We start from the raw sequence: 11,890 nt of genomic DNA, 5'->3' as shown, positions 1-11,890 counted from the left end.
GATGGAACCCGATTATTGCTTTAATTACGAATTACAAATTACGAATTACGAATGAGAGCGAAGATCTAAGCGGATCAATTTAAATTCTTTATCCGCTTAGATCTTCGCTCTCATTCGTAATTCGTAATTCGTAATTCGCAATTATTACTGCGGCAGTGTTCTCGATGTCACCGCAATTCTATTCCATGCATTGATCACTACAATCGCCATGGTGATTACGGCTACTTCTTCCTGGGTGAATACGGCCAGGGCGGCGTTGTATACGTCGTCAGGCACGTGGGTAGAGGCCAGGAGGGTTACGGATTCCGTGAGGGCGAGGGCTGCTCTCTCTTTTTCTGTATAAACAGGGGATTCCTGCCAGGCGTTGAGGAGGTAGATACGCTGTTCGGTTTCACCGGCGGCTCTGGCGTCTTTGGTGTGCATATTCAGACAAAAGGCGCAGCCGTTGATCTGGGATGCCCTGATTTTGATCAGTTCGTATAATGATTTATCGATACCGCTTTTCCGCAGTGCGCCTTCGAGTGACAATACTGCTTTATATGCTTCAGGGAAAAGCTGGGAAATATCCATTCTTGGTTCCATAATAATGATATTTTATTGTTGTTTGATAATTGTTTACCGGAGATGTAGGTGCCTGGTGTTCTTTTCATCTGTCAGAGTAACAACGGCCGGCGGCGCCTTGTTTTTAACCGGGAACAAAATAACGCTAAAAAATGCCACCAAAACAGATACAGATTATTGTATTTTTGACCATAACAGATTTTTTCAGAGATGAACAAGCAGAAAGACTTCCTCTATCTTCAGCTGGCCGATAAAATCGAGACGATGATTATGAATGGCACCTATGCGATAGGCGACAAACTGCCTTCCGTGAGGAGCCTGCACCGGGAACAGGGCATCAGCATCAGTACGGCGCTGCAGGTATATCTGCACCTGGAGCGGAAAGGCTGGATAGCGGCCAGGGAAAAATCGGGGTACTTTGTGCAGTATGCGCGGCACCTGTTCCCGGCATTGCCGCCACAAACGCTGCCGGCGAAAACGCCGACACGGGTGAATATCAGCGACCGGGTCACCATTGTCAGGCATACGGCGCAACGAAAGGGGATGACTTCGCTGATAGGCGCGGCCCCGCATCCGTCGATACTGCCGGGAGCAAAACTCAGCAAGGCTTTCCGGCAGGCGGCGCAGGAAGATAAAACTGCGTATATCCCTTACGGTGACCTCGCGGGATATGAGCCGTTACGCAGGCACATCGCGCGGCTGTCGCTCAACTGGGGCGGTGCGGTTTCGCCGGATGATATTGTGATTACCAATGGCGCCATCGAAGCGGCGACAATCTGCCTCCGTGCCGTTGCCCGCTCCGGCGATACCATTGCCATTGAGTCGCCCACCTTTTTCGGGTTGCTGCAGGCTATCGAAAACCTGGGCATGAAAGCCCTGGAAATACCTACTGACCCGGTTTCCGGCATTAACCTGAACATTCTCGAAGATAACTTCCGGAAGAAAAAAGTAGCTGCCTGCCTGCTGATTACCAACTACAACAATCCGCTGGGCAGCTGTATGCCGGACACTGCAAAAAAGCAGCTGGCGCGCCTGCTGGAGCAATATGAGGTACCGCTGATAGAAGATGATGTCTATGGCGATTTACACTTCCGGCCGGAACGGCCCAAAACGGTGAAGACTTACGACCGTGCGGATATGGTGATCTACTGCTCCTCTTTCTCTAAATCGGTGGCGCCCGGACTCCGTATAGGCTGGATCATTAACCAGCGGTACCGCGAACGCCTGATGCACCTGAAATTCATGTCGTCTGCCGGTACCGGTATGGTACCTCAGCTGCTGCTGGTGAAATTCCTGGATCAGCAGCGCATGGACCTGCACCTGAAGCAGCTGCGGCAAACGCTGCACATACAGCAACTGCAGATTAGCAAGGCCGTACAGCAATATTTTCCTGCCGGTACCCTGCTTACCAGGCCAGAGGGCGGTATCAGCCTGTGGGTAGTGCTGCCTCCTCCCGCCGATACCTGGGAGCTGCACCGGCAGGCCCTCTCCCACCATATTGCTTTTACGCCGGGGGCGCTGTTTTCCAGTCAGCAGCAATATAACAACTGCCTGCGGCTTTCCGGCGCAGACCCTTTCAGTGAGGAGCTGTCCTGGGCTATTCAGACGCTGGGGAAACTGATACATAAACAGCTGAAATAAATTGCATAAAACAGATGCCATTTTGTACTTTTGAACCATATCAGATTTTAATGCCATGATAAAGACCGCCGACCATCTGTACCTGCAGGTAGCAGACAATATAGAGCAACTGATAGAAAAAGAGGTGATGAAGATGGGGGAGAAACTGCCCTCCGTACGTATGCTGAGTAAACAGCAAGGTATTAGTCTGACTACCGCCTTCCAGGCCTACTATCATCTTGAAGGAAAGGGGCTGATTGAATCCCGGCCCAAATCAGGCTATTATATCCGCCGTAACATGCATAAGATGTTGCCCATGCCGGATACCTGCAGACCGGTAAAAAAGGCCAGCGAAGTAACGGTGAGCGATATGGTGATGGAAGTATTCAACCATACGGCGAATGAAAATATCCTGAAATTCTCTGTGGCGGCGCCTCCGGTGGGCATACTCCCCGCGGCGAAGATGGCCAAGGCGGTGATACATGCCATGCGGCAGCTGCCGGCCAACGGCATCTGGTATGAAGAGTTACAGGGCAATGCATTGCTGCGCGGGCAGATTGCGCGGCTTTCCCTTACCTGGGGAGCCGTGTATTCCGCAGATGATATAGTTACCACCAGCGGCTGTATGGATGCCCTCACCCTTTGCATGGCGTCTGTGACGCAGCCCGGCGACACCATTGCGCTGGAGAGCCCGGCGTATTACGGCACGCTGCAGCTGGCAGAGAGCCTGGGCCTGAAGGTGCTGGAGGTGCCTACGCATCCCGTAACGGGCGTAGACCTGGATTATCTGGACAAGGCCATTCCCAAACATAAAATCAAGGCATGTTTGTTTGTCACCAATTTCAACAATCCGCTGGGATGCTGCATGCCGGATACACACAAACAGGCGCTGGTGGCCATGATAGAGAAGTATGATATAGCCCTGATAGAAGATGATATTTACGGAGATCTTTACTTTGGCAAACAGCGGCCGGTCTCCTGCAAGTCGTTTGATAAATCGGGGAATGTGTTGCTGTGCAATTCCTTTTCCAAGTCGCTGGCGCCGGGTTACCGCGTAGGCTGGACGATGCCGGGCAAGTATAAGGACAAGGTGCTGCGGATGAAGCAGCATCACTCTATTGCCTGCGCGTCGCTGCCACATGCGGCTATTGGTCATTTCCTGGAGATAGGGCGTTATGATTTTCATCTGCGTAACCTGCGTAAGCAGCTGCATACGCAGAGTTTGCGGTATTCCCAGGCCATCTGTGAGTATTTTCCGGAGAGCACCCGTGTTTCCCGGCCGCAGGGTGGCGTTGTGTTATGGATAGAGCTGGATGACCATATCAATACCTTTGAATTATTTCAGCAGGCGCTGAAAAATAAGATCAGTTTTTGTCCCGGCCGTATTTTCTCTCTACAGAACCGATACAACAATTGCCTGCGGATCAGTTACGGTAACCCCTGGAGCAGGCAGGTTGACGAAGGTTTAAAGACCCTTGGAAAGCTTATAAGAAAAATGTAATATATACCTTCGTCAGCCGGAGTTACCATCAGTGGCCGGCTGGCGGCTATTCTTTCCTTGTCCCTGCTGCATTACAGCTTCATGTACCTGCCAGAAATCCACAGTTCACTATCCGCTGTTCATCACTATCTTTTTCAAAAAACAACCCCGACCGGATATTTTCCGTACAAAATTTGTCCTTTTTAGCTATTTTAATAGGGATGTTTGAAGTCTGCCATTGACCGGTAACTAGCATTTACAAAGTTTTTTGATCGACACGCACTTTATTGAATCGCCTTCTCTTATCATTCATCTGACCTCCTATCCAAACCTGAACAGAGTATTCTTATGCCAAACACATATTAATTTTTAATATATAATATTTCTATTACCGATTTATTTTCCTAACATTTAAACCTTTGAGTTATGCCAAATCATGTACAGGCCTGTATCACACTGCCAGGCAAAATCGCTATCCATTCCTCTTTTGAATCAGTTCAGGAACACACTTTAAGCTGGGCACAAGAATTTTCGCTGGCTCCGCAATTCAAATCTATAAGCTGGTATACTAAGGCCAGGTTTGGATTTCAGGCTGCACGGGAATATCCGGATGCTGACTATAACCAGATATGTCTGGCCGGAGATCTGCTTACATGGCTCTTCACTGTAGACGATGCTTGTGACAGGGGTTCTTCTGATGCAACTGGCGCCGCAAGAATGAAAATACTTCTTTATGAATTCATTGGTATTTTAAAGGGTAACAGAGCATTAAAGAGTAATGACCTCAGCAAAAGCCTCACGGATATACTTTTAAGAATGGAAGCCATCAGCACACCGTTCTTGTACCAAGTTTTCTGTAAACATATGATTGATTATTTGGAAGAATGCTTCTTTGAATTCGATATTCAATTACATAATTACACGCCTACTATTGAAAAGTACTTTGAAATGAGGCCACAAACCGGCTTTTACATTATGTTTCCGCTGGCAGCAATATTCAAAAGACTTAACATTCCTGATGTAGTCTATCAACATCCTGCTATTCAGGAAATAGAACTAACGCTAAGTCATCTGGGTTGCTTATCAAATGATCTGCACTCAAGGGAAAGAGAGCAGGAACTGGAAGCTACTGGTTTTAATCTCATTTTTATTGCAGAACGCGAATTACATATTTCTCATGATGAAGCAATCGATTACGTTACTGATTACCACGATCAGTACCAGGAAAAGCTAAAGGCACAAAGGCAATCGCTTCCCTTCTGGAGTAAGGAAATTAATCAGCAGGTTGACAAATATATCCGCGGGGTATATAATATCATCAAGGGTTACGACCATTGGGCAGTAATGGATACAAATCGTTATGGCATTGCGTAATATTGTGGCAAATGCTTTGATAGTTCGAGATAAAGTTCTGTGAAATGAATTGGCTTTCCTAGAAATGCATTTGCACCGGCTTCCATCATTTCATCTTTCACTTCTTTAAAGACATCCCCTGAAACTACAATCACGGGGGTGTCTTTAACTTCCGTGGTACTTCGCAGAAGATGCAACATATCCGTACTTTTATAGCCCGGCATATTAATATCTGTAAGTATAATATCAGGTTTCTCGGCAGTAATAATATCAAACGCCTGACTACCATCCTGACAATGGATCGTGCGTATCCCCATTTCTATCAGTATTTTCTTAGCCAGAGATGCATCTAACAGATTGTCTTCTATAACCAGGGCAGATGCTCCGGCAAAACAATTCTTTTTAAAATAACCGGCAGTTCTGGTAGATACCGGCTGTTGCACTTCTGCTGTTTCTAATGGTATATTAAAAGCAAAAATAGTTTCTGTTTCATCCTGCTCAAGTGCAATACTTCCCTCCATCAGCTCCAGCAAATGTTTGGTAATGCAAAGGCCTAAACCTGTTCCTTCCATCATCTGATTGCGTCCGGAAACAAAAGGATCAAATATTCTGCCGGCAATTTCCGGTTCAATTACCCCCAGGTTCTTTACCCTGAATACAATTTTCTCTTCTTCAAGGCAGGTACTTATTGTTACAGCACTGTTACCGGGAGCAAATTTCACTGCGTTTGATAAAACATTATTGATCACTTTTGTCAATAAAAGCTGGTCACTTTCTACCGAAGCCGGAATCCGTGTGTCAAATTCATTATTGATAAATATTCCACGGGAGTTTGCCAGGTAGCTGTTCATAGCTACGCAGTGAGAAACACATTCCTTCAGGTTGACCGGTTTCTTAATAACATGATAGAATTTACCGGAATCGACCCTGGACATATCCAGTACATTGTTAATAATGTTTCTGGCTATATAACAGGAAGCAAAAAGGTCATCAATTTCCTGTTTTTCAGCTTCTGTATACTGATTCTTTCTGCGCTGGAATAGCTGAGCAATACCGAAAATTGCGTTAAAAGGCGTTCTTAATTCATGATAGGTTTCCCGCAAAAATATACTCCGGCTTTCTGCTATCTCTTTCAGCCTTCTCTCGGACCTGAGCAGGTTCCGGATTTGTGTCATATAGGAGGAAAGCGTTAACAGAATCAATACGGATAAAGCCACGCTTGTAAAGGCACGCATCACAAAAGCTATTCTCGGTGTTAATTCCAAAGGCACAACAAAGTGTGTGAAAGCATTAATAATCACAATACCAGCGAGTATTACGCTTACTACCAGCCATATAATCGGAGCTTTCTTCTTATACAAAATAAGCGTACTTGCCAGGTGAAAAATAATCAGCATGATAAACGCGAAAACCAGTTCTGGTGAAATACCTGCGCTTAAAACGGTACTCCAGTACGCGGCAAATATGGCATTTACTACCAGTGTCTGCAGGTTTGCATAATAATAGAGTTTCCGGTGGTTCAGATAAATAACCGCCCAAAAGCAAAGCGTTTCCACCGGCACCCCAATGACAAAGTAGATTGAGTGCGTAAGTGCGTAAAAATAGCTGCCGATTCCCAATACCATCGCACTGAGGACTAAGGCCAATATGTTGTTCAGAACGATTACCTGTCGCCTGTCAACAACACTGTTCAGATCCCTCGTGCCCGCCAGCACAGGCCAGGACAAAATCTCTTTCCACGACAATTTTCTGCTTGAAGAATGGTTAGCAACTTCCATACATGGTTATTATTCGGGTTATTTTTACCTCCGGCAGGCCAGGTTATGCATTCAATATAAATATACGTATAAACGTGAAAAATTACCAAGTTAGATTTTTCTTTCCGGAAAAGCGCAGGGAGCCGGCATATTTCCGGGGGTCAAAGGGGAAAATCCGGCCGGTTATTTTATTAAAAAAGGCTTGCCAGGAGCCGGTTCCCGGCAAATCCTGGCAAGCAAAAATAAATTTGGGGTTAGTTTACAATGTTCAACTTTTACTAGCAACTGTAAATCAAAAAACACTAATTTTTTCTAACCAAAACCTGTTTAACATTTATAACTGTTTCTGCTGAATTTTAGTCAATGGCGGACCGATGGATTGTAATACCGGAATTTGCAGCTTATGTTGATTCCTGTCCGTTTTCCTTTCCTTTCGATTGTTGTTACGCTTGTCTGAGCCTGTTGCCTGTCTGATCTTCCAAATCCGTTATCTTAATTCATCACTCTTAAAATATCCGTTCTGCCGATCTGCAAATTCACCTGTCTCTTTCTAGTTAATTCCTGGATGTACCATCAATCCGCCATCTATGCTATATTCTCCGCCTGTAATAAACCTTGCTCCATCAGATACGAGGAAGGACACCAGATTGGCCACTTCTGATGATTCTCCCAATCTTCCCAGCGGAATACTGGCCGTCATTTTCTTACGTATATCACCTGCCTGGTCATGGCTTACGCCTATTTTCTCCAGGATCGGCGTGTCTATCGGACCTCCGATAATTGTGTTCACCCTGATATGCCGGGGCGCCAGCTCCCTGGAAAGTGTTCTTGCCAGAGAATTAATCGCTGCTTTACTGGCAGACAGCACCGCCGTTCCCGGCATCCCTGCGTAGGCGTTAGTGGCTGAAAGGAAAACAATACTGCCGCCATCATTGAGCAATGGTAACAGTTGCTGCACTGTGAAAAATGCGCCCCTGAAATTGATATTCATGATAGCATCAAAATCCTCTTCTGTTACATCTGTTATTCCTGAAAATTTAGCTATGCCTGCATTAATAAACAGTATGTCTACCTTGCCATAACGACTACGCACATACTCCGCCAGTTTTTTCGTGTCGTCCGTACTGGATTGATCTGCTGTAAACCCCTCCGCCGGAAATCCAAGCGAATGCACTGCCCGTTGCACCGCACCCGGATTGCGACCCGTGATCAGCACCCTTGCGCCTTTAGCCAAAAAATCTGCTGCTGTTGCATATCCTATTCCACTGTTACCTCCCGTGATAATAGCGGTCTTGTTCTTGAGTGACTGATCCATTTTCTATTTGATTTATTTAAAAGTATCGATATATTCAGGTAAAAAAATAGAGATGCCCGTCTCTATATTTCTATACATTTAAACATATCGATGTATTTGCCGATAAAAAAAGCCGTTCACACCGCTTACAGGTACGCTCAGCTCAATTGTAAAAAGAACAAAGATAATTGCTTCATCATCTCCTTATTCAGTGTCAGCTCCACTATACGGCCATTCTTTACTGAATTCAGTATACCACTCTCCACCAGGATCTTTACGTGATGCGACACAGCAGGCTGCGACAAGGAACAAAGGCAACAAACATCGCCACATACGATACTGCCCTTCTGGGCAATCTCCATGATAATCGACAATCTGTGCTTATCCGCTACCGCATTTGCTGCTTTTTCTATAATTCCCAGATCCATGATACAAATGTACAGCTTTTATCGAAACATCCAAATATTTAAATGTATTTTTTTTTATTCCGGCTGCCTGCCCCCCTCCTTTTTCTGTTTACGGTAAGCCGCCGGGCTCACCCCATAATACTTCTTAAACAGCCTGCTCATATGGCTTTCGTCACTGAACCCCAGCTCATCGGCGATCTCCCCGATCGTCAGCCGGCTGTTCTCCACCCGTAGCTCCACCAGCCGCAGCTTATAACAGATAATATACTGCTGGATACTCTCCCCTGTCTGCTTCTTGAAAAACTCCCCTATATAGTTAACAGATATATTGAAACGGGCAGCCATCGTTTCCAGCTTCAGCTGCTCCGGGTAATATATATGCTGCTGTATCCAGGTAATCAGCCTGCTGATCAGCGGCGCCTCCCCGTCCGGCTCCCGCACCGCCGATGCTGCCTCCACATTACGCGCAATAAGGTTCAGCAGCAGGGTCAGGTAATGCTGCAGGTTATTCTCATAATACTGGTGCCGGTTCCGGTATTCTTCCATCATATTGGCAATCAGTGATGCCATCATTTTGCAGTCATTCACCCGCTGCACCAGCACCGGCTGATGCTTGTTATGATTAAACAATATATACTCCAGTTGCTTCAGCCAGCCCGTAATACGCTCCCGCTCCTCCGCGCCATACTCCTTTCCTAAAAACAATTCCGAAAACCTCACGGTCACAAAACGCGTGGGCTGCGCTATCTCAAAACCGCGGCAATCGCGCGGCGTGAAAATAAATACGCTGCCCGGCCGGTACGGAAACCTGTTTCCATTCACCACCCGCACACCAGTCCCCTCCTGTATATGAATGATCTCAAAGAAATGATAAATCAGCGGCCGCGGCGTCCAGTCCTCCATATTCAGTTCCAGTAATTCAAACGGCGTATATAAATTTCTTGCTCCCATAACCCTCCAAAATTACAACAGAATCCCCGCATTGTTCCTGCTCCGGCGTTTACAGGCAGGATAACTTTGCCTTATCAAAGCAAACATATGAAACTATTAACACCGATCGGCAGCGATACACTACACCTGAACAACCGCATCGTAATGGCTCCCATGAGCAGACGCAGAGCAGATAATGGCATACCCGGTGAACTGGTACCTGTTTACTACAGTCAGCGTGCAGCTGCCGGACTTATCATCGCGGAAAGCACCGTCATATCTCCCGACGGCATGGGCATCACCCACTTGCCCGCCCTGTACAACCGTGAACAGATCGCAGCATGGAAAAAAGTGACGGATGCCGTTCATGACAATGGCGGTAAAATATTTGTACAGCTGGTTCACTCCGGCCGCATCGGGCATCCCTTCAATATCCCCGGTAACACTACACCGGTGGCGCCTTCTGCCATCGCAGCCGCCGGAACTATTCCCACCACCAACGGCGTATACCCGTTACCGGTACCCGAAGCACTCAGCACAACGGCTGTCAGAATAATGGTACGCACACACCTGCAGGCGGTAGAAAATGCGCTGGCAGCCGGTTTCGACGGCGTGGAAATACATGCGGCCCATGGCTACCTCCTGGAACAATTTCTTCACCCTGCCGCCAACCAACGCACCGATGAATACGGCGGCAGTATCGAAAACAGATGCCGCTTCCTCCTGGAAATCATGGCCGGCGCAACAGACATAGCCGGCGCAGACCGCATAGGCATACGCATCTCACCATATGCCAGTCTCAACGGCCTATCCCCCTACGATGAGGAAACAGCGACCTATCTTTACCTCGCTACCAAACTGGATAAGATGAATATCCGCTATCTGCATCTCTCTGATCAATCTACCAACGGCCGCCCGCCCATTCCTGACAACTACATCCGCCTGCTGCGCGACCACTTCCGCAACTGGCTCATACTCGGCGGCGGATTCGACAGTGACAAGGCAGAAAAAGCGCTGCACACACTCCATGCAGACCTCATCGCCTTCGGCAGACCCTTCATCTCCAATCCTGATCTCGTAGAACGCATCCGCCATAATATTCCGTTCGCAGACAGCGATAAAAACACATACTATCAGGGCGGCGCAAAAGGATTAATTGATTATCCTGTCATGATACCTGCATGATGATGGTTCCTGTCATTTTTTAGTTATCTTTACAGGCTTGCGTTGTTGTTACCCGCAACAACGCAAGGAACTAAAATATGCCAAACAAACTATTACCCATGTACACCATGAAACAACCCGGCCTGTTAGCCATCGTGATGCTTTTCCTTGTGGCATGCCATACCAAAAAGGAGCACGTAGTACAAACAGCCGCCGCACCGCCGACTGAACAGGATGCAGCTACCAACTTCAACACTGCAGCCAATTCCGGCGATCTCATCATCACTGAACCATGTGCCGTTTTCTATTCACCCGATACCGCCAAACTGGAAAAACTGAAAAAAGAAAACGGAGAAGAAGCCTTCTACTCTATCGCTGATGATAACATCAACGCCTTAACAGACTCACGCACTTTCCTTGACAGCAAAGGCGTAAAAATTGTAGATGCCACCACCGGAAAAATTACCTTCCGCATGAAAGACGGCAGCATCACCACCATTAATCTTCAGGATGAAAAATATGGATGGGAAGTACTGTTATTTAACGGTCATAAAGTGACGGATATTGATATTGCGAATGTGGAAAAAGAATATGATAGGCTGCTGAAGTAGAATTGCGAATTACGAATTGCGAATTACGAATGTAGAAGCGACGATTAAAGCGTAGATCTGATGAGATTAATTATGGAAAATCTTCTTAGATCTACGCTTTAATCGTCGCTTCTACATTCGTAATTCGCAATTCGTAATTCGTAATTATCACCAAAGGTAACCTAACGTTAACCCAACCTGCTGCCTATACACCTTCCGCTGCTCCTGCTCTCCTGCATTTTCCATCATAGGTATAAAACCGCGGGCATATCTGATGCTGATATTCAGATGCCGCGTTATCGTATAGCCGGTACTGATAGTAAATCCCAGATCATTTTTGGCGGCGTAGCCACTGTTGGCCGCACCGGCGCCGTAGTTGGCGGTACGCAGCAGCAGCGCGGCGTAGGGACCGGCGGCGAGGTGAAAACGCTGCAGGGTGAAAGCGACGCTTACCGGAAAGAGATCCAGGCGGGTTTCGTCCTTGTTGCCGGCCAGCTGCAGATCATGTTGCAGGGAAAAGGCGGTGGTGAGTGGTGAAACAACCTGCACACCGATCGTAAATCCCGGATGGTTTGTATAGCCGAGGCTATCCTTATCTCTTCCTGTTGTTTGTGGCAGCTGTATACCGGCACGCAGACCGAAAGAAAATGTTTTCTCCTGTGCAACAGCACAGCTGGCAATCACCAGTACTCCCAGCAGTAGCAATATATTTTTCATGAATGACTTCTTTATCA

At 46.9% G+C, this 11,890-nt stretch carries 11 protein-coding genes; 5 read left to right on the top strand and 6 right to left on the bottom strand.

Features of this window, described 5'->3' with window-relative positions; translation table 11 throughout:
• Positions 1–144: 144 nt before the first annotated feature.
• Entirely contained in the window at positions 145–582 is a 438-nt protein-coding gene (locus GWG06_RS19515; protein ID WP_127036577.1) for a carboxymuconolactone decarboxylase family protein, read from the bottom strand.
• Positions 583–771: 189 nt separating this feature from the next.
• Here GWG06_RS19515 and GWG06_RS19510 point away from each other — a divergent pair, with 189 nt between their 5' ends.
• From GWG06_RS19510 to GWG06_RS19500, 3 genes are all read left to right on the top strand, one after another.
• On the top strand, positions 772–2,202 hold the full coding sequence (locus tag GWG06_RS19510) for an aminotransferase-like domain-containing protein (protein WP_158631387.1): 1,431 nt from the start codon (positions 772–774) through the stop codon (positions 2,200–2,202).
• A 55-nt stretch (positions 2,203–2,257) separates the two neighbouring features.
• Positions 2,258–3,682 carry an aminotransferase-like domain-containing protein gene (locus GWG06_RS19505; RefSeq protein WP_127036573.1) on the top strand — a complete coding sequence of 475 codons (1,425 nt, stop codon included), beginning with the start codon at positions 2,258–2,260 and terminating at the stop codon, positions 3,680–3,682.
• Between the two features lie 405 nt (positions 3,683–4,087).
• On the top strand, positions 4,088–5,035 hold the full coding sequence (locus tag GWG06_RS19500; RefSeq protein ID WP_160715328.1) for a terpene synthase family protein: 948 nt from the start codon (positions 4,088–4,090) through the stop codon (positions 5,033–5,035).
• Here the strand turns inward: GWG06_RS19500 and GWG06_RS19495 are convergent.
• From GWG06_RS19495 to GWG06_RS19480, 4 genes are all read right to left on the bottom strand, one after another.
• A complete protein-coding gene (locus tag GWG06_RS19495) occupies positions 5,020–6,792 on the bottom strand; it encodes a hybrid sensor histidine kinase/response regulator (protein ID WP_160715326.1) in 1,773 nt (590 codons plus the stop codon). The two genes, GWG06_RS19500 and GWG06_RS19495, sit on opposite strands and share 16 nt — an antisense overlap.
• Positions 6,793–7,321: 529 nt before the next feature.
• Entirely contained in the window at positions 7,322–8,086 is a 765-nt protein-coding gene (locus GWG06_RS19490) for an SDR family oxidoreductase (RefSeq protein ID WP_127036567.1), read from the bottom strand.
• A gap of 137 nt (positions 8,087–8,223) precedes the next feature.
• Positions 8,224–8,493, bottom strand: a complete 270-nt coding sequence (locus GWG06_RS19485; protein ID WP_127036565.1) for an ArsR/SmtB family transcription factor — start codon at positions 8,491–8,493, stop codon at positions 8,224–8,226.
• Positions 8,494–8,547: 54 nt separating this feature from the next.
• Positions 8,548–9,423: an AraC family transcriptional regulator gene (locus GWG06_RS19480; protein ID WP_127036563.1), complete on the bottom strand. Its 876-nt coding sequence runs from the start codon at positions 9,421–9,423 to the stop codon at positions 8,548–8,550.
• An 87-nt stretch (positions 9,424–9,510) separates the two neighbouring features.
• Here GWG06_RS19480 and GWG06_RS19475 point away from each other — a divergent pair, with 87 nt between their 5' ends.
• Together GWG06_RS19475 and GWG06_RS19470 are read left to right on the top strand one after the other, a co-directional pair.
• Positions 9,511–10,587, top strand: coding sequence for an alkene reductase (locus GWG06_RS19475; RefSeq protein WP_160715324.1), 1,077 nt, complete (start codon positions 9,511–9,513; stop codon positions 10,585–10,587).
• 77 nt (positions 10,588–10,664) lie between these two features.
• A complete protein-coding gene (locus tag GWG06_RS19470; RefSeq protein WP_160715322.1) occupies positions 10,665–11,177 on the top strand; it encodes a hypothetical protein in 513 nt (170 codons plus the stop codon).
• Positions 11,178–11,324: 147 nt separating this feature from the next.
• Here the strand turns inward: GWG06_RS19470 and GWG06_RS19465 are convergent, their stop codons facing one another.
• Complete coding sequence (locus tag GWG06_RS19465) at positions 11,325–11,873, bottom strand: porin family protein (RefSeq protein ID WP_160715320.1); 549 nt, start codon at positions 11,871–11,873, stop codon at positions 11,325–11,327.
• Positions 11,874–11,890: the final 17 nt, after the last annotated feature.

The organism is Chitinophaga solisilvae, from assembly GCF_009928525.1.
GTDB classification, from domain to species: domain Bacteria; phylum Bacteroidota; class Bacteroidia; order Chitinophagales; family Chitinophagaceae; genus Chitinophaga; species Chitinophaga solisilvae.
This window is presented reverse-complemented; position numbering and strand designations above follow the sequence as displayed.